Below are 18,707 nucleotides of genomic sequence, written 5' to 3' on the forward strand. Positions count from 1 at the left end.
CAGGTTTTGACTTCGATTGTAATTTGCGAAAAAGGGACGCAAGCAAAAGCGATCCAGAAAGCCGTGGGCACTCGCTATGGCCAGGTGCTTCCCGCGCAAGGGCACATCCTGACGCTCAAGGAGCCCGATGAGACCCGTTCGGAATGGGCGGGCGAATGGCGTCCCGAACTGCTCTGGCCGGGCAGGTTCTACGAGAAGAAGCCGGTTGCCATGACCAAGGCGAAGCTCGACGCGATCCGAAATGCGGCGCGCACCGCCAAGCGCGTCATCATCGCCACCGACTGCGATCGCGAGGGTCAGCTGATCGGGGACGAGATCCTTGAGCATATCGGGTTCAAGGGCGAGGTGTTCCGCTGCATCTTCAACGCCGAGGACCCGAAATCCCTTCAGGAGGCCTTTGCCAACCTCAGGCCGAACGCCGATTTCCACGGCCTCTACATGGCCGGGCAGGCGCGCGAGCAGGCAGACCAGACCTCGAACCTGTCGCTGACCAGGACCGGAACGGTGGTTCTCAAGGCGCCCGGCACGAAGGGCGCGATCGGCATCGGCCGCGTCAAGACGCCGGTGCTGGGGATCGTATGCAAGCGGGAGCTGGAGATCGAGAACTTCAAGCCGGAAAACCTCTACGAGGTCCACGCCCTCACGCGGGTGATGGCCGGTGACCTCACGCTCAGCTGCTCGAAACTGCCGAAATCGCTTCTGAAGGAGCAGGCGGTGGAGGCTGGGGAGGATGACGACCAGGAGGAGCTGACCGAGGAGCAGGCCGCCCTCGCCGACCAGGAAAACGTCTCCGACCGCATCAAGAGGAAGGATATCGCCGAAGGACTGGCCGCGGCCGTCGAGGGGTATTCCGGGGAACTCCGCTCGAGATCCGAAAAGAAGAAGCAGGGACCCCCGAAGCTGTTCAACCTGACCGCCCTGTCCGCCGCCTGTTCCGCGAAGTTCGGATGGTCGGGCGACAAGACGCTCGAAGTGGCGCAGAAGCTCTACTCGGAACGGACCATCATCACCTATCCGCGCGGCGAGGCGAAATACCTTCCCGAGAACAACATCTCCGACGTGCCCAAGCTCGTGCCGGCGCTCCTGCGCCTTTCCGGCTATGGTGGGCTGGGCCATCTGCTGGCCAGCCCGATCGTGCGCAAGGGCAAGAGCGGACATTTCTCCAACAAGGAGCTCGAGGGTCTGTCGCACTATGCGATCATTCCGAACGTCAACTCCGCGGACAGCTTCGCCTCCGCCGTGGCCGCCCTGACACCGGACGAGGCGAAGCTCTTCGATGTCATCGTCCGGCAATACCTGGCCGCGCTGGCACCGGACTTCGAATATCGCCAGACCACGATCGACATGACCTTTCCCTGGAAAAGTCACAACTGGGACTTCCGCGCCAATGGTCGCGTGCCTCTGGTGCTGGGCTGGAAGGAGATTCTCGGATCAAGGGCGGTTGTCGACAAGGACGACATGCCCGATCTGCCCCAGGTGGGTCCAGGCGAGAAGGGCAAGGTGGTCTCCGCCTCGGTCCGCAGCTCGACCACCAAGCCGCCCGCGCGATACAATGAAGGCTCGCTGATGACGATGATGGAGGAGGCCTGGCGCCTGGTCCCGCCGGGCGAGCACAGGGTGAAGCTGAAGGCCACCAAGGGCATCGGCACGCCGGCGACGCGGGGCAGCGTGATCAAGGGGCTCTTCGACCAGGGCCAGCTTGTGACGAAGGGCAAGACCGTCATGCCGTCAGCGGGCGGGCTGGAACTCTACAAGGTGCTGCACGAGGTCTGTCCGAACGTCGTCGACCCGGTCCGCACCGCGGTCTGGGAAAGCATCTTCGACATGGTCGAGAAAGGCAGGATGACCGCGCAGGATGCGGTGACCAAGATCCTTCTGGAGACCCGCACGGAGATCGAGCGGATCAAGGCCACCGGCGGATCGGTGCGGATCGCGATTGGCAAGGCGGGCCGTCCAACCCCGAAGATGCTGGATCTCGCGAAGAAGGTCGCGGAGCAAAAGGGCATCAAGCTGCCCGCAAAGGCCGGGTCGGATGCCTCCGTATGCCGTGAGTTTCTCAACGCGAACCTTCCGCCTCGGGATCCGGATGCGCCGCAGGGGCAGGGCTTTCCGCCCTCCGACAAACAGCTGGCATTCGCCGAACGCATCTCCGGCGAGACCGGCAAGGAGATTCCCTCAGAGGCGCGCGCATCCGGAAAGGCGCTATCGGCCTGGATCGACGCCAACCGCGGGGGCGGCGCAGGCGGTTCACCCGGTGGCTCCTATCCTCCGTCCGAAAAGCAGCTGGCTTTCGCGCGTCGCGTCGCCGAGGAGGCGGGCAAGGACATCCCCGCGGCCGCCCTGTCCAACGGTCGGGAACTCTCGGCATGGATCGACGCGAACAAGGGGTCCGGCGGCGGGGGTGGACAGCGGAACGGTGCTTACACCGGTCCGCCTTCCGAAAAGCAGATCGCATTTGCGAAACGGCTCGCAGAGGAGAACGACGTGAAGCTCCCGCCCGAGGTCTCCAAATCAGGGGCCGCGTGCTCGGAATTCATCAGCCGTCATATGGGCAAGGCAGGAGGCAGCATCGGGCGGAAGAGGGCCTGATCCTCTTCGGCAGCCGCGGTGTCTGCTCCCCCGGGACGGCTCAAGGCCCACCCCGGGGAGACCCGCATGATTTTTTCTTATTATGCGAAAAAACGTATTGCTGTTTTCCGGACGCCGTCACATTCTTGCACTTGTCGCCCCCGCATGATGCCAGGGTCTGGACATCCAAATACGTGAACAAGGAAGCTCCTCATGTCGAACGCTCTGAAAGCCCTCTCCGCCTCGATGAACAAGAACCGTCCGAAGGTTCTGCGTGGTTCGTCCAACATGGTCGTCGAGGTGCTGGGCTACGGCGACAAGACCATTTCGGCGAAGGTTCTGAACGGTCCGATCATCGGCCAGACGATCGAGCTGGATCCCGGCAACAAGAAGGTCGCGGACTTCTCGACGCCGAGCAAGGCTCAGACCTCGTCCTACACGCCCGTCGGGGGCATCCTGCGCGCGGAGAACGTCTCCCTGCAGAAGGATGGGACCTACAAGTCCAACTGGACCAACGCCTGGATCAAGACGCCCGGCGAGGACAACCAGATCCTGGTGGACCAGTCGGTGTCCTATCACAACACCGGCCGCACCAACAAGTCGGAGAAGCCGATCGTTCAGCTGCGCACCATGGACGAGAAATCGGCCGTCAAGGTCGGCAGCCTCGAGCAGCTGGAGGCCGCGCTGGCCTCGGCCTTCGAGAACACCCGCTCCGCGCTGGTGATCGACACGTCCGAGGGCTACGCCACCGCGCCCTACTACCTGCCCGGCAAGCGCGACGGCGACGACTATGTCTTCGAGGATCCCAAGGCCTTCGCGGCCAAGCTGATCGCCGACATGGACGCTGACGCGAAGGAGATCTTCGCCGAGATCCTGTCGACCAGCGGGCTGACCGTGGTTCCGGTGCGCAACATCACCGTCGGGCCGACCACCGCCGAAGAGACCCAGAAGGCCATCGACAAGGCGGCCGAAAGCGGCGCCCGCGCCCGCATCATGTCGGTCAATCCCTTCGCCTACGATGCGCCGACGCTGGGCGCGCGTCTGTCCGGCGCTCTGGCCCGCAAGGATCGCGACGGCAAGCTGGAAATCCCGGCCGAATACGCAGACCGCCTGAAGGAAGGCTTCCTGGCCACCGCTCCGGAATCGGCCAAGGCCGCGTTCCATGCCGACGGCTGGCGCGGCGTGTCCGACACCGACCTGCGGGACTTCTTCAAGTCGCGCGGCGTCGAGATGAAGGTGCATCCGTCGGATACCTGGAACGTGGCTTCGATCCACCTGCAGAAGTTCGATGGCGGTGACAACTTCTTCGCGGCCAAGACCTTCGAGCAGAACCGTTACGGGAACCCGTATCCGCGGCTCGAGTGCTGCAGCGAGCTGCGCGCGGCCTATGCCACCGAGCTGACCGAGGCGGTCATCGCCGTGGTCGGCGCGCCCAGCCTGGTCGCGAAGGCCGAGGAGAAGGCACCCGCCCTGGACGACGACAAGCCCGTCGATCAGCAGATTGCGGCAGAAGCGCAGGAGGTGTCCGGCGAGACGGCCGACATCGACGAGCTGCTGAACCAGTTCGGCGACGAGCCGATCGCCTGACCTTCGGGTTGCGAAGATAGAAGGGGGCCGCTTTCGGGCGGCCCTTTTTGTATGCGAAAATCGAAATAGTATAGTGCAAATATCCCTATTTTTCGCATTATGAGTGTCATGTTGAGCTTTGGATTTTCTACGTGCCCGTCCATTGTGCCTACCAAGCGCAGATTGAACCGAGGAACCGGATCCATGTCCGAACAGAAGACCCCCGCCGCCACCAAGGACATCGTCGCCTGGGTAGGGTTCGCCGAGAACTCCGCCATTCTGCGTCGCGTCCTCATTCCAGGAGGGGGCAAGGGTCTTCTCCTGCGCACCGCGGAGGGGGAAGGCGGTGAATCCGTCCGCGAGAAGGCCATGCGCTTCGGCTTCAGCGAACTCAAGACCCGGGGCACTCTGCGGATGCTCTTTTCCGACGGGCAGATCCCGTTCGGCGCCAAGCTCCTCGCCAAGGAGCTGGGCGGGAAGCTGATCCCGGTCGAACGCGCGGATCTGATGTCGGAAAAATGGACGATCAATCTCTCCGCGAAGAGCCCGGTTGCCGTGGCGACGCGCGGCAAATCCGGGGCCCCGCAGCCCGACCCGGGCAGGATCCGTCAGGTCGGACTGAACATGCGCGGCGAGGAGGTGGTCAGCGACGACAATGGCCGCTACCTGCGACGCGTCGACGAGGGAACCGGCAAGAGTCGCTTCATCCATGAATCCGAGGGTGATCGTCCGACCCTGTTCCTCCGCGCAACGCGCCGTGAGGATCTCGAGGGCATCGCGTCGGGTCTCGTGGCCATGGCAGGACGGGGAACGCTTCATCATGCGGACCTGCTCCGGGTGATCGAGGCGGCATGCGAGGCCGGCCCGCACGGCCGCGTCGAGATTCACCAGGCGGATGCGCTCGACCTGGTCCGCGAACACATGCTGCGCGAGATTTCCGCGGTCGGCGTCGAGGGGGATGCCTCGCGTGACAGGTTCATCGGCGCGTTGCGCCTTGCCAACTCCACCGGTGTCGCGCTCTCCCGGCGCACGGATGCGCCGGGAGGCCTGCTCTCACCGTCTCCCGCGATGATCGCCTTCATGCGCCGCGCTGTGCGCGGTCAGAGTGCGGTCAGCTTCCGCGGCTCGGATGATATGCGAATTTCCATGCCGCGCCTGCATCGTGAAGATGCCGCGCTTCAGTTCCACGATCTCGGCGGGATCAGCCCGGACGGCATGGGCGGATACGTGGCCAATGCGATCTCCCGCCGTCCCGAGAACGGCAGGACCATCCTGCGCTTCCCGATGTCGGGAGACGATCCGACCTTTCAGGCCATCCGGGGTGAGCTTGGCCTGAACTACGCGCTCGAGGTGGTTGCCGAGATCTCTCCTGCCGTCGCTGACGGGGTTCAGGATGGCGAGGGTTCCACGGTGATGATCATCGGTGAACGCCGTCCGGAACCGCTGGAGGCGCTGCCCATGGCCGCGCTGCGCACATTCCAGGTGCTCACCACGGACGATCTTCTCAACCTGGAACGCGAGATCACCCGCGCCCGGGCCAAGATCCGCGAATTCCACGACGGGGTGGAGACCGCTGCGGAGGCTGACGATGCACGAGAGGAGAACGCGCGCCAGAAGCCCTATCTGCCGCTCTCCCGGGTCAAGGAGCCCTTCACCATGATCCCGTTGGCGCTCGAGGGCGCCACGGCCAAGGCCCTGAACCGGATGCGTCGCGACTTCGACGAGCATGGCGGTGTGGATGCGGTCGTGGGTGCGGCCCTCGGCCAGTCCATCGACAGCCTGGGCGACATCCTCACCTCCGAGCAGGTCGACGCGGTCGCCATGCAGATCAACGCGGCGGATCGTGGTCGCGGCTTCCTGCTCGCGGACCAGACCGGTGTCGGCAAGGGCCGCTCGCTTGCGGCCATGGCGCGTGCGCATATCCGCGCGAACGCCGCGAACCGTGTGCTCTATTTCACGGAAAGCGGGCAGATCAACGTGCCGGATGTCTGCCGCGACCTCAAGGATGTCGGCGCATGGGGCGAAATCCGGGTGCTGTTCATGGCGCCTGGCGCCCAGCTGACCGACATCACGATCGACGCAACCACCGGCGAGGAGGTCCATCGCGAAATGGTCTCGCCCAGCGCCTCGGCGCGGCGCGCGATCTTCGAGACCGGTGTCTGGCCGGAAGAATACAACGTGGTCATCACCACGTATTCGCAGTTCCGCGGCACGGAGGATGCGCCCAGCTCCGTCTGGCTTGCCAATGCGCCGGACGAGAACACGCTCGTCATCCTCGACGAGGCGCACAACGCGCTGAACCCCAAATCCCGCCAGGGCCGGGCGGTGCGCACGGCGATCGAAGCGGTCGGCGCCGGCAATGTGATCTTCGGGACCGCGACACCGTCCCGTGACCCGAGCGGGATGAACCTCTACAAGCCGCTGCTGCCGCAGGATGGCGCAGTCCCCATCGACGAGCTGCTCGACAACATGTCGGCCGGCGGCGAGGTGGCGCAGGAGGCCTTCGCGACGATGCTCGCGGAGGACGGCGTCATGCTGCGCCGTGACCACGACCTGTCGAACATCGATTTCAAGGTCGCGCTGCCGGACGACGCCAAAATGCTCGAATACCAGGGCATCATGGATCAGTTCTCCCCGGTGGTGGAGCTGATGATCGAGGCATCCGGCGTGGTCAGCGAACATCTCGGCCGCGTCCAGGCCCAGGCCTATCAGCAGATGGTCCGCAACGGCATGTCCCGGGAGGCGGCCCGTGCCCAGACCAACGAGCTGAACCAGTATTCCAACGCGCTCGGTTCGCCGCTCGCCAACCTCGCCCGGATCACCATGAACGCGCTGAAGATCGATCAGACGGTCGATGCTGCGCTCCAGGAGATCGCGGAGGGACGCAAGCCGCTCATCACCTTCCATTCGACCAATGGCGGGTTGCTGCAGGAGCTGGCGCGGGGTGACGAGAACACGCCTCCGGAAGAGGCGATGGCAGCGGCCACGAACCTGACGTTGCGCGACCAGATCCACCGCATCCACGAGGGCATGTATCGCATCCGGATCGATGGCGAGACGTCCGATGCCCGCGTGGCCTACCCGGCCGTGGCTGAGGCGGCCGCCCTCATCACCCAGCAGATCGATCGCCTCCCCGAGAACCTCCCGGTCTCTCCGGTCGACGCGCTGATCGAGCGTCTCGAGCAGAATGGGGTCAGCGTCGGCGAGATCTCCGGCCGCACGCTGTGCTACCGCGACAACCGCATCCAGCGCCGTCAGGACCGCAACCGCCGCGATACGATCAACGAGTTCAACGCCGGAGGCCTGGATTGCATCATCTACAACTCTGCCGGCGCTACCGGCGGTTCGATGCATGCCAGCCCGAACTTCGCGGACCAGCGTCCGCGTTCGATGATCGAACTCGAAGCACCGGTCGATGTGATCAAATACGTTCAGAGCCAGGGTCGCGGCAACCGCTACGGCCAGGTCGCGAATCCGCGGGTGATCTCGGTCGTCACCGGCCTGATCCCTGAGATGCGGATCCTGCAGCAGCGCAACCGCAAGCTTCGCTCGCTGGGCGCCTCGGTCGATGGAAACCGCTCGCACCCGCTGCTGCTGGACGATGTCCCCGACCTTCTGAACCGCGTCGGCGACGAGGCCACCCGCAACGTGCTGATGTCGATGCCGGCCCTGTCGCGGCGTCTGGGATTCCCCGAGTTCGCGGAAGACCCGAGCAACAACCGCCGTGAGGGCAACGAGGCGGTCGACACCGGTTCCGGCGTCCGTGCGGATACGGAATCTCTGGCCAACCGCGTCCTGGCCCGCTCCATCATGCTGGTCGCGCGCGAACAGGACGACCTGGTCCAGCGGATCCGCATGGAGTTCGATGCGCTCATCGAGGAGCTGGAGAGCCGCAACGCCAACCCGTTGCGTCCCAAGCAGCTGGAAGGCCAGATCGAGATCCGCGCGACGTCGCTCTATTCGGGTCGCGAGATGGACGATGCCGATCTCGACACCTCCGCCTTCATGTCGCCGCTCTATCTCTCAACCGGCATCCACCATTTCAACGAGGAGGCCTGGACCGGCGACAAGCTGGTTTCCGAGGTCGAGGCCTGCCGCCGCCTCTACGGCGCCGACGGCTTCACCTCCTGGGCGGAGCGCATCAGCCAGAACATGCCCATGCTCATGCGCCCCTTCCTGCCGGAGGGGGTGAGCATGGAGGATGCGCTGGAGCGGCCTGAGGAGGCCGGCAACAAGTTCCGTGTGCGTCACACCCGGCTGACCGATCTGGCCTGGCTTCTCGAGAACATGCGGCCCGGCGTCTCGATCCGGTTCCCCTCGGAAATGGACCCGGACGGCTTGACGAACCGGACCATCGTGGGGCTGACCCCGCCGACCAACCCGCTTTTCTACGAGCTGGGCTCGGCATACAAGATCAAGGTCATTTCCCCCGGCATGGCCCGTCCGGAAACGGTCTCCCTGTCGAGGATCGGGGGGGTGGACATGGAACGGATCCGCTTCCGCCCAGGGATTTCCGAGACCTTCGAGGAGGGATACCTCGAGGAATTCGACCGTGACCGGCTGCTGACCCGCCGCGCTCCGGTGCAGATCCTGCACGGCAGCGAAACCGGCTCGAACAACATCCTGCAGGCGCTCACCGAAGCCGCACGCCACGACTTGGGCACCATCTCGCTCTTCCGGGACATGGAGAACCATGTCCATCGGGGCATCGTGGTCCACAGGGCCAAGGTCAACATGGAAAGCCTGCCGGCCAACATCTCCAATGGTGAGATCGCTGCCGAATTCGCCCACCGCTTCCTGCACAACGCGGAGCTGGTCCGCACCCAGGGGCTGGTGAAGATGTGGGGCGGAATCACCCCCGGCAAGGCGGTCGGCAACCGGCAGGATGCGGACGTCATCGTCACGATGACGGAGCGGAGCTTCCGCCTGGACATGCTGCCGGTTCGCAAGTCGACCTGGGAGTTCTACTCCGAGCGGCCCGGCCTGCACGAGGCGATGTATCAGCGCCCCCTGTGCCGCTTCGAGGATGCGCCCGCCCGCGCCTACCGGCGCCCCGGCAAGAAGGGCGATCACCTCGTCGAGCTCGATCTGACCACCCGCGAGGGGCTGCGCCGCACGCTCGATATCCTCGAGCTGCTGGACACCCCGCTCCTGACTGACGGCCGTTACCGCACGATGATCAACGAGGTGGTCAACGCCGTGGCGGACGACGAGATCGACCGCGACGCACGCATCGCGAATCCGGACGACCAGGAGGCGCCCGAGATGGAGGGGGCGGATGTCCCTGAAGGTGATGGCGACGCCCCCACCCCCCAGGAGGAACCTGCGGACAACGAGGATCTGAACAACATGCATTGGGGCTGAACGATGAAACTGAAATCCGAATTCCGCCCCAACGATACCGGTGCCGACATCTTCCTGCTCGGCGCCGGTCGTGATCCGCAGTGGATGATGATGCGCTGGAACCGCGCCGAGAGCCGCATCAACGGCTACCTGGGCTCTCCCGCCCATGGCGGCCTGCCGCCGGTGCGCCCGGTCAGCTACGCCAGCCCGATCATCGACGAGACCAATGTCGGCACCATCGCGCTCTGGGCCTTCATGAGCGCGGCCAACATGCAGGCCGCCTACGAGGGGATGGCGGTGAAGTCCAGCCTCGAAGATCAGCTCTCCGAATGGGACAGCTTCCTTGCCGGCACCAATGCCCGGCGGGACGCGGCGCGTGACGCTTCACGCCAGATGGACGATCTCGGCAGTATCTTCCTCAACGGGGACCAGCATCTGTGGCTGAAGACGAACGGCTTCACGCGCGAAATCCGCGGCAGCGTCATGCCGGCGCGCCGCAACGGGTTCCGAACCGGGGCGCCGGTGTCGGGATTTCAGGCGATGACCGTGCGCGACGCCGTCTCGAAGATCTTCCACCAGATCCCCCGGGCGCCCGTCGCCGACATCGATGCGGCCCGCAGGGCGCTCAGCGCTGTGGGGCGTCCCTCGTCCCGTGCGGTCTTCTGGTATGGCAACGCGGAAAACCAGGACCGCGCCCAGGCCGCCATGTCCTATCCGGTGCTCGCAGGCATGATCGCGGACAACCCGATCATGGCCCGTGCGGTCGACAATCGCGAGCCGCTTCAGGGCGAGCTGATGGAGCGCACCGGTCTTGGCAAGGCGGCCTTGAAGCGGCTCGCGAACATCAAGACCGGCCTGCCCGCGGGCCGGATCTTCGAGGAGGGCGAGGCGCAGCGCGGAGCGGACGCGCTGGGCGTCAACCGTGAGCGCCGCTTTCCGGTTTCCGGCGAGCTGAGCCTCGACAACGCTCTGAAGGTCCTCTCGACCCTGCCGCCCGACAGGGTGCCTCAGGACGACAAGTCCTGGCAGGCCTTCCATGACATCGTCTCGGCCTGCGCGATCCCGATCGAGAACACGCTGGGCATTCCGGTCGAGAAGACACTCTCGGCCTGCAAGGGGGATTGGGTCCAGTTTCATGCCCAGCTGGCGCGCTCCGCTGATTTCGAGCCGGCCGAGTTCGACCGTCGCCTGATGGTGCTGACGACCATCGATGCACTCGAGGCGATCGAGGATTTCTCCCGAACCGCGGTGCTGCCGCTGGTCCTGTCCTCCATCGCCTCGACGGAGCAGGAGATTCCGGAGGTGTCGGGCGAGTTCTTCACCGCGGCGACACAGGTTGCGACGAGGGTCTGCACCGGAAACGCGAAGAACCAGATCACCAGCCTTTTCGAGATGGCACGCCGCTACGCCTCCCGCATCCCGGCCCTCAACGAGGCGACCGGTGAGCTCGACCTCGAGCCCGGCGGAAGGGTGGACGCCTACGAGCCCGGCCAATACCCGAAACTGTGCAGGCCCTTCGTCGCCTCGAATGGCCGGGTCGTGCGCAGTCTCGACAGACATGAGCTGCTGCGACAGGAATCCGCGAGGCTCCACCACTGCGTCGGGCGGGCCTATCTGAGCAAGGCCGAACGTGTGGGTTGCCACATTCTGTCGGTCCAGGATGCGGATGGCGAGACCAGCTACTCCACCGTCGAGTTCAGCGGCTTGCGGGGGCAATCCGTGGCCGAGGCCATCTCCCAGATGACCCAGATCCAGCACAGGGCGAACCACAATCGTTCTCCGGATCCCGAATGCTTGCAGGCCATCGCGGAATTCAAGGCGGCCGTCAGGAACGGCGATGTCCGGCTGAATTTCGACGAGATCACGGCATATCGCGAGAACTTCGTCCCCGGCCTCACCGGGGGCGCCGCGGCCGGTGGCCTGGCGCGTCGTGTCGCGCAGATCAGCTGGCGCGGCGTCATCGGCATGGAATGGGAGGAGCCTGAACGCCGCCAGGGCACCTGGGCCGAATGGCGTTACATCATGGGCGGACAGGTCGGCAAGGCGGAGACGCCGGATGTGATCTTCCGCGACCAGGGTGCGCGTGATCTTGTGGCGGCGATGAATCCCAAGGCCGCGGCACTCCTGATCCAGCGCCAGGTCGAGGCACGAGAAGCCGCGGCCCGGGCCCGGGAACTCGTGGCGGAGGCGGATGCAGCAAGTCCCGCCCCCTGAGGGGCGGGGGATGTTTCGCATACGAGAATTTCCCATCTTGCGATAGGGGCAGATCTTGTGTTTATATGTATGCGAAATACTTTATGACGTAGCAAACCGCAATGCCATGCCAAGGGGCCGCAATGGACGACAAGGCAATCCTGATGATCCCGCTCTGGGTCGGATACGACGCCGAGGGAGGAGAGGTCACGCTGGGGCTCAAGCGGACACCGGAGGCCGCTCTCCTTTCGGCGGATGCGCCCCCGGAACTGCTTGGAGACCTCGAAAAAACCGGATCCCCGGAGATCTTCGTCTTCGATACGCCCTCGGAGGCCCGCGCCGTCATGCGCGCGATCTGCATCCTGCATGGTCGCAGCATGTCCTGTCCACCTGAGATCGGGCTCGGACCGAACGGGGAGGGGCTCATGATGGTGATCCATCCCGAGCGGGCCCGGATGCCAGCCATCCCGCTCAACGACCTGCGCAGCCGAACGGGATACCTGCAGGATCTGGTGGGTTCCTGGGAGGTCGAGGCCGCGGCCGCGACCATGCTCGTGGACGCGTCTCCCGCGGATCGGGTGGACATGGCACAAGTCGTCGCCAACAACATCCGCGAAATCGCGAATCCGAAACTTCTTCGCGCGATCCAGAACCAGCTCGAGCGGATCCCCGGTGCGAATGTGGGCATGCCGGCCATCTCCGTCGAGGATCTGCTGCAGGACGTGTCAATCTCCGAGCGTGTCTCGACACGGGACGTGCAGGCGGCCCTCGTCGACCATGCCGGCCGCCTCGACCCCTACGACCGGGCCGACCAGGTGATCCGGCTCCTCAGGGACCGTTTCGGCAAGGAGATCGGCGAGCTGGCGCTTCATGACGGAATGGACATCTGATAGGCTGCCCCCGGGGCGCCCCGCAACCAGGCCAGATGGCCGCAACGAGCAGCAAGACCATGGCGGACAAATCCACGAAATCCAGCAGGCAGCCGTTGACGAACGATGCACGCCTGGAGGTCACCCGGGAGCTGCAGAACTTCATGCTCACCGAGATTGCCCGCCGTGCCGATGCGGAAGGGATCGACGCCGGGCTCGTCTTTCACGGCGGCACCAGCCTCTCGATCATCCATGGGACGAAGCGCTCCTCAGAGGATCTCGACTTCATGGGAAGCCCGGATGCGGTGACGAGGATCTTCGCCCATTCCGTGCAGATCGAGGCCGCCATGCGGATGCGCGCCTCATTGGAATGGCCGGGCGCCCGCATCGACCTCGTCAGGAAGGCCCAAGGTCGCGAGCCGGAGCTGGGCGATGTCGTGCGCATGATGCTGCGCTGGGAGCATCCCGGCCATTATGGTGCGATCCGGGTGAAGGTCGAGTTCTACCTCACCCCGCAGGATCGCCTGGACCGGTATCTCTCCCAAAGGCAGGCGATTGCGGGCGACGTGTCGCGTGGTCTCATCCGCGCCGCGTTGCCGGTCTCCATCTGGGGCGACAAGATCGTCGCGATGGCGCAGCGCCCCGCGCTGAAGCACCGGGACATCCACGATCTCGGCGTCCTGTCGCGCATGGTGCCTGCCCAGGCCGATCGCAAGGCGGCACTTCTGGCCAGCATGGGCATTTACGGGCGCGCGCCGCATGAGATCCGAGATGGGCTGCAGCGCGATTTCGTGCTTGCCGGTGATACCGATTTCGAAGGGTTCTCGGAGGACATGAGCCGCTGGTTCGGCGCGGAACATGTATTGCGCATCCGGGCGAACGGAGATCTCGAAAGGCTTTTCGAAGCCTTTCTGGACCAGGCGGCGCTGGGGCGGGCCCTCGTCGCGGATCTCGCTCCCGATGTGGAGGTGCGGCACGAGGACGAGGTGGACGGTTGCGGCATGTAGGCATCATCGGCGGCTCGGCCGCGCTTTCATACGCGGGCTGGGCCACCCAGTTCCAGCAGATGCCGGACATTCTCGTGCCGAAGGGCGATGTGCCGACCATCGGCGGTGCCCGGATCCATGAGCGCGACGCGCAGACCTACCGGATCCTGAGGTCGCATGCGGAAGCCGGGCCGGGGGACATCTGGGGTTGCCTCATGCTCGACCCGGTCTATGCGATCGCGGACGCCTGGCTGGACCGGGATCGGGGAGGGTCGACCCACGTCTACGATCCCGACGATATCGAACCGGACTGCATGGATTTTCTCGCACGTCTTCGAAAGTCTCTCGCAGACCTGTTGGCGGGTGATCGCCAGATCGAGGAGTGCATTCAGCACTTTTCTGCCGCAATCGAGCACAACCGCCCAGGATGGAGTTAAATACGCGAAAAATTTTGGTTGTGATCTCCTGCCGTTCGACGTAACGTAAGGTCGGGCTCTCAAGGTCGTGTCCTCATTTGACAGGCAGAAACACGAGAGCCGGCTTCACATGACGATCAACAACAACTTGCACCAGTATTTCGATGGCACGGATCATCGTTTCCCCGACTTCAGCGCGCTGCCCTGGTTCCAGTTCCACCTGGAGGCATCCGCTCGGCTGGCACGGGAATACCGCTTCCGGTTCCTGGGAGCTGAACACCTTCTCCATGAGCTGCTTGCCGAGCCGGCCTTTCGCGATCTGATCCAGTCGGCCGGAGGAGATCCGGACGCCTGCCGTGGAAGCCTCGCGCGTGCCTTCCGCGAGCATGCTCAGTTCAGCTTCCAGTCCGACGAGTTCGGCATGACCGATGGCATACGCAAGCTGGTCGAGAGCTTCGACCGGTTCATGAACGGTCCCATGGGTCAGGATGCCGATGCATCGATCTCCGAGTTCTTCTCGGCGATGATCCGTGCAGCAGACAGCTCCATGCCTGCGACCGCAGCCCTGGAGGACTGCGGCGCCGGGGTTCTCCTGCTCGATGTGGACGACCTCGCATTCATGGACCCGGAGTTGGACTTCGGCTTTGACGACGCCGTCCGTGAGGATGACCGTGGGGTCCGGGCCGAACGTCCTGTCGGCGAGGCACGGACGGTCGCCCTGCACGAGCCGCTGGATGACGAAAACAAGCCCCTCGACAGCATGCTCAAGCGCATCGAACGCGAGCATTCTCGCTCGATCGAACCGGCTGGACAGAAGCCCGCAAGCCCGCCGGCGCCGCAGGAACCACCGACCACCGAGATCCGCAAGAAGACCCAGGCGGAGCAGCGCAAGGAAGAGGAGACCGCAGCCGAGGTGGAAGCCTGCCTGCGCAACCTGGGAGAGAAGGCCGCCTCGGGCGAAATCGATCCGGTCCTCGGACGTGACGCCGAGATCGAGATGATCCTCACCGCGCTGCGTCGCCGCAGGAAGTCCAGTGTCATTCTCGTGGGCGAGTCCGGCGTGGGCAAGACCGCGATCGCGGAGGGCCTGGCGATGCGGCTGCGCGGCGCCAACATCAATCCCTCGCTGGCCAAGCGGCCCTTCTACGAGCTTGCGATCCAGGACCTTGTCGCCGGGACCCGTTTCCGAGGGGACTACGAGGCGCGCATACAGCATCTCCTGAAGAAGCTGCGCAGCGAGAAGGCCATCCTGTTCGTGGACGAGTTCCACATGATCATGGGATCAGGCTCAGGCATGTCCAAGGGGATGGATGGGGCCAACATGCTCAAGACCGCCCTCGGCCGCGGCGAGATCACCGTGGTGGGCGCGACCACGCCGCCGGAAATGCGCGAAATGCGCCGGGATGGCGCGCTGATGCGCCGGTTCGAGGTGATCCAGGTCCATGAGCCCGATGCCACGGCGACGCTTCACATCCTGCAGGGAAGCGCACAGAGCTGGCTGGAGCATCATGGCATCGAGATGGAGGAGGGGGTCCTCGAGGAGATCTGTCGCCTGACGGAGCGCTTCATGCCCGAGCGTCACTTCCCTGACAAGGCGTTCGATCTGCTCGACATGGCCTGCGTGGCCTGCATCTCCGATGATCCGGGTCTTGTCGAGACGCCGGTGCTCCGCCAGAAGCACGTGCTGGACGGGGCGGACCGGATGGGCCTGCGCCGGCCGCGCCTGCCCACACGGAAGGAGGCCGAGATCCTCTCGGCACTGGAAGGGCGACTGCTGGAATCCAACAGTGGCCAGGGTGAACCCGCCCGCAAGCTGGCCGGGCTGGCGAGGGCCGCCACGCTCAACCTGCGCGGCAGGGACGGGGTGCGCGCCGACGTGCTGGTCAGGTCATCCAGCGGACCGGCAGCAGAAGGCTTCGTGCGCAGCTTCGCCTGTGCGATGGGGCTGCCGTTCCTGCGGCTGGACATCAGCCAGCTGCGCGACCCGTCCCATCTCTGGCAACTCGTCGGACTGCCTGCGCAAAGCGGGGTCGATCGCAGCGGCCGCCTGGTGGAGATCGCGGACGGCTATCAGGACATGGTGGTATGGATCCATGGCATCGAGGAGGCTGCGCACGCCATTCGCGAGTTCATGGCCGAGACGGTGAAGGCTGGTGGTTTCCGTGCGGCGGATGGTCGCCAGATCGGCCTGCGCGGTGCATGGATCTTCAGCTGGCTGTCCGGTTCGCCGGATGGCGACGGTGTGTCGATGGGCTTTGGCCGCAAGGACGAGGAGCGCGAGTCGCTTGTTCGGCGCGTCGGACCGGACCTGGTCGACGGCTACGACTGCATCCTCAGCATCTGCGACCCCGGACAGGATGTCCGCCTGGAGCAGGCCCGCAAGGTCTTGGCGGAGATGATGTCCATGCTGCGGGAGCTGGGCGTTGCGCTCAACATGGCAAATACCGCCATTGAGCATCTCGCCCGCCTGCCGGACGACCGCGCCATGCGGCGGGAGTTGCAGGATCTGGTTCGCGATCCGATCCTTGCCTTCATCATGCGCACGGCCGAACATCCCGATGCGGCGCACAGCTTCCAAGTCGAGCTGGAGGGCGGTGTCTACACCATCGGCTGGTTCGACGAAACGGCCCCGCAATGCATCGTGGAATGACTTTTCGCTGAATCACACCGCATGATAAATCCCCCGGGCGCACGGCGCCTGGGGGATTTCCATCATTGGGCTTTCGGATTGAAGATGACGCTGGGCGGAAAATCAGTCGGCAGTGCCCAGGGCGCCCTCGGTGGCCCGCCGGGGTTTTCCGAGCAGGCGGCGCTTGAGCCTTCCACCGGTCACATAGGTCATGGCCGCGACACCGCCCAGGATGGTCAGGATGATGGCCTTCGCCCAAGGGAAGAAGAAGACGTCCGGCCCGGCGACCTCACGGACCGAAATGGCGTTGGGAAAGACGGTCAACCATTTGACGCGCCAGCCGTAATAGCTCACGGCGAACCACTTCCCGCCGGCATCCTTCGCGGCCGCCGCGGCCTCCGCCTGCAGGTTGGAGCTGTCGAACTTGAAGTAGAAGGGCCACCCCCAGTTGGTGTCCTCGTTGCGGTAGACCATCGGCGTGCCATCGGGCATTCGTGCCTGGATGAAGAAGACGTCGCGGTCCTTGCGGGTGGCGTCGGTTCCGCTGTCGGCGGAGGCCCAGAAGAAACTGTTTTCACCGAAATCGATGCGGCGGTTCTCGGTCCCCACCACCTCCACGATATGCGATTTCGGGAGCGAATACTGGAGCACGGCTCCAAAGGAAAGGACGGCCGCCCCGATGGCCGCCCATTTAGCGATCTTGATATACTTGATCATGCATTCTCTCTCAATTGACCAGGATGATCGTTGCCATGAAGCCGGCGGGCATGAGTGCGAAGCTCATGAGGAAGGCGCGAAGCCGGATGCCGGACCGATGGGCCTCCACCTTCCGCCGAACCCAATCCTCGCGTGCGATCCGGAGGCGCTCACCCGCGGGCAGTTCGGCCCACTGCTTGCGATATCCGGCTGCCAGGCTGCCGCGGAGAAACGCGCTGACCAGCAGGTAGATCATGGTCATCAGGATCAGCCCGATCGCGAGAACCCGCAGCAATCCGAGGATCATGGTGGCCTGTCTCCGTATGGCTCGATGACGCCGGTATCGGCGAATGCGAAAAAAGATAACACCGGCATTGGGCGAAGGCAATGTGAAAGCTGGAATCCTTTCATTGAATCGAACTGATGACTTGTCCGGATTGATTGGCATCACGGGTCGGCTGCAGGGGCTATCCAAATGCGTGTGTCTATGCGAAAATAAAATAGAGGAACAGGCGATGACGGAGTGGGCATCATGGATGAGCAGAATCGCGGCGCTGCAGGGCGCATGGCCGTCGAAACCGCGGCGCTGCGGTATTTCCTGCAGGGCAGGAGATATCACGTGGCGCTCGAGGCATGGGACTTTGCGAAGGACCACCATACCGGAACCAGGAAGGACGGGGTGACCCCGGAGTTCTATCACCAGATCGGGATGGCGAATTTCGCACGGACGCTGGATGCCAGCCTCCGGCATCCGCAGGAGACCTTCGCGACCATCTTCCTGCACGATTGCGTCGAGGACGGCAATGTCTCCCTGGGACTTCTCAAGGACCGCTTCGGGCCGCTCATCAGTGATGCAACGAATGCTCTCAGCAAGGTTGTCCAGGGTCGCAAGCGCAGTTCCGATGATGTCCGCCGCATGATCGAGGAAGATCCGATCGCATCCGTGGTGAAGGGCGTCGATCGCGCAAACAACCAGGGTTCGATGCTGGGGGTGTTCTCGCTCGAGAAGCAGCAGGAATACATCGCCGAGACGAAGGACTTCATTCTGCCGATCCTGAAGACCGCGCGACGTCGCTTCCCGGACCAGGAGCCGGTCTACGAGAACATCAAGCACCTGCTCACGCGGGAAATCAGGCTTTTCGAGGCGATGCACGCAGAGATCCTGATGCGCCCTCTGCCAGAAGGCCCCGAAGATCCCGAACCCGCCCTTTCCTGATCGAAGGCTCGCAGGTATGCACGGTGGGGGTCGAGAGGGTCCGGCGCGGGCGGCACGGGACCCTGCCGGTTCTTCGATGAACCGAAAGCCCGATGCCTGACCGCAACCCCGTCCGGGTTCCTGGAGCCGGATTTCCATCTGGCACGGATGTCGTCCGAAACGTGTGGAAAAGCATGGCTGGACGACAAGGAACGCACGGTGATACGGCTTCAAGGTGATCCTGTG

General features: G+C 64.4%; 11 protein-coding genes. 9 read left to right on the forward strand and 2 right to left on the reverse strand.

The window, feature by feature from the left end:
* Nucleotides 1-6 precede the first annotated feature (6 nt).
* From AACG61_RS17160 to AACG61_RS17195, 8 genes are all read left to right on the forward strand, one after another.
* Nucleotides 7-2,589, forward strand: a complete 2,583-nt coding sequence (locus AACG61_RS17160) for a DNA topoisomerase (protein WP_411840127.1) — start codon at nt 7-9, stop codon at nt 2,587-2,589.
* A gap of 192 nt (nt 2,590-2,781) precedes the next feature.
* On the forward strand, nt 2,782-4,155 hold the full coding sequence (locus AACG61_RS17165; protein WP_411839612.1) for a hypothetical protein: 1,374 nt from the start codon (nt 2,782-2,784) through the stop codon (nt 4,153-4,155).
* Nucleotides 4,156-4,338: 183 nt separating this feature from the next.
* Nucleotides 4,339-9,498 carry a strawberry notch C-terminal domain-containing protein gene (locus tag AACG61_RS17170; RefSeq protein WP_411839613.1) on the forward strand — a complete coding sequence of 1,720 codons (5,160 nt, stop codon included), beginning with the start codon at nt 4,339-4,341 and terminating at the stop codon, nt 9,496-9,498.
* A gap of 3 nt (nt 9,499-9,501) precedes the next feature.
* Complete coding sequence (locus tag AACG61_RS17175; protein ID WP_411839614.1) at nt 9,502-11,691, forward strand: PcfJ domain-containing protein; 2,190 nt, start codon at nt 9,502-9,504, stop codon at nt 11,689-11,691.
* A 122-nt stretch (nt 11,692-11,813) separates the two neighbouring features.
* Nucleotides 11,814-12,560 (forward strand): hypothetical protein, encoded by a 747-nt coding sequence (locus AACG61_RS17180; RefSeq protein ID WP_411839615.1) that lies wholly within the window; start codon nt 11,814-11,816, stop codon nt 12,558-12,560.
* 59 nt (nt 12,561-12,619) lie between these two features.
* Entirely contained in the window at nt 12,620-13,546 is a 927-nt protein-coding gene (locus AACG61_RS17185) for a nucleotidyl transferase AbiEii/AbiGii toxin family protein (protein WP_411839616.1), read from the forward strand.
* A 59-nt stretch (nt 13,547-13,605) separates the two neighbouring features.
* A complete protein-coding gene (locus tag AACG61_RS17190) occupies nt 13,606-13,962 on the forward strand; it encodes a hypothetical protein (RefSeq protein ID WP_411839617.1) in 357 nt (118 codons plus the stop codon).
* A gap of 109 nt (nt 13,963-14,071) precedes the next feature.
* Nucleotides 14,072-16,591 carry an AAA family ATPase gene (locus tag AACG61_RS17195; protein ID WP_411839618.1) on the forward strand — a complete coding sequence of 840 codons (2,520 nt, stop codon included), beginning with the start codon at nt 14,072-14,074 and terminating at the stop codon, nt 16,589-16,591.
* Between the two features lie 102 nt (nt 16,592-16,693).
* On the opposite strand, the gene AACG61_RS17200 is transcribed toward AACG61_RS17195, so the two are convergent.
* Nucleotides 16,694-17,287 (reverse strand): DUF1523 family protein, encoded by a 594-nt coding sequence (locus AACG61_RS17200; RefSeq protein ID WP_411839619.1) that lies wholly within the window; start codon nt 17,285-17,287, stop codon nt 16,694-16,696.
* A gap of 10 nt (nt 17,288-17,297) precedes the next feature.
* Nucleotides 17,298-17,573 (reverse strand): hypothetical protein, encoded by a 276-nt coding sequence (locus AACG61_RS17205; RefSeq protein ID WP_411839620.1) that lies wholly within the window; start codon nt 17,571-17,573, stop codon nt 17,298-17,300.
* 225 nt (nt 17,574-17,798) lie between these two features.
* On the opposite strand from AACG61_RS17205, the gene AACG61_RS17210 reads away from it, so the two are divergent.
* Nucleotides 17,799-18,482, forward strand: a complete 684-nt coding sequence (locus tag AACG61_RS17210) for an HD domain-containing protein (protein ID WP_411839621.1) — start codon at nt 17,799-17,801, stop codon at nt 18,480-18,482.
* Nucleotides 18,483-18,707: the final 225 nt, after the last annotated feature.

Source organism: Paracoccus sp. ME4 (assembly GCF_046736325.1).
In the GTDB taxonomy this organism is placed as follows: domain Bacteria; phylum Pseudomonadota; class Alphaproteobacteria; order Rhodobacterales; family Rhodobacteraceae; genus Paracoccus.

Bases quoted from the DNA above. Each gene is read 5' to 3' on its own strand.
- AACG61_RS17165 (WP_411839612.1), top strand. From the start codon at position 2,782: ATGTCGAACGCTCTGAAAGCCCTCTCCGCCTCGATGAACAAGAACCGT.
- AACG61_RS17170 (WP_411839613.1), top strand. From the start codon at position 4,339: ATGTCCGAACAGAAGACCCCCGCCGCCACCAAGGACATCGTCGCCTGG.
- AACG61_RS17175 (WP_411839614.1), top strand. From the start codon at position 9,502: ATGAAACTGAAATCCGAATTCCGCCCCAACGATACCGGTGCCGACATC.
- AACG61_RS17180 (WP_411839615.1), top strand. From the start codon at position 11,814: ATGGACGACAAGGCAATCCTGATGATCCCGCTCTGGGTCGGATACGAC.
- AACG61_RS17185 (WP_411839616.1), top strand. From the start codon at position 12,620: ATGGCGGACAAATCCACGAAATCCAGCAGGCAGCCGTTGACGAACGAT.
- AACG61_RS17190 (WP_411839617.1), top strand. From the start codon at position 13,606: ATGCCGGACATTCTCGTGCCGAAGGGCGATGTGCCGACCATCGGCGGT.
- AACG61_RS17195 (WP_411839618.1), top strand. From the start codon at position 14,072: ATGACGATCAACAACAACTTGCACCAGTATTTCGATGGCACGGATCAT.
- AACG61_RS17200 (WP_411839619.1), bottom strand. From the start codon at position 17,287: ATGATCAAGTATATCAAGATCGCTAAATGGGCGGCCATCGGGGCGGCC.
- AACG61_RS17205 (WP_411839620.1), bottom strand. From the start codon at position 17,573: ATGATCCTCGGATTGCTGCGGGTTCTCGCGATCGGGCTGATCCTGATG.
- AACG61_RS17210 (WP_411839621.1), top strand. From the start codon at position 17,799: ATGGATGAGCAGAATCGCGGCGCTGCAGGGCGCATGGCCGTCGAAACC.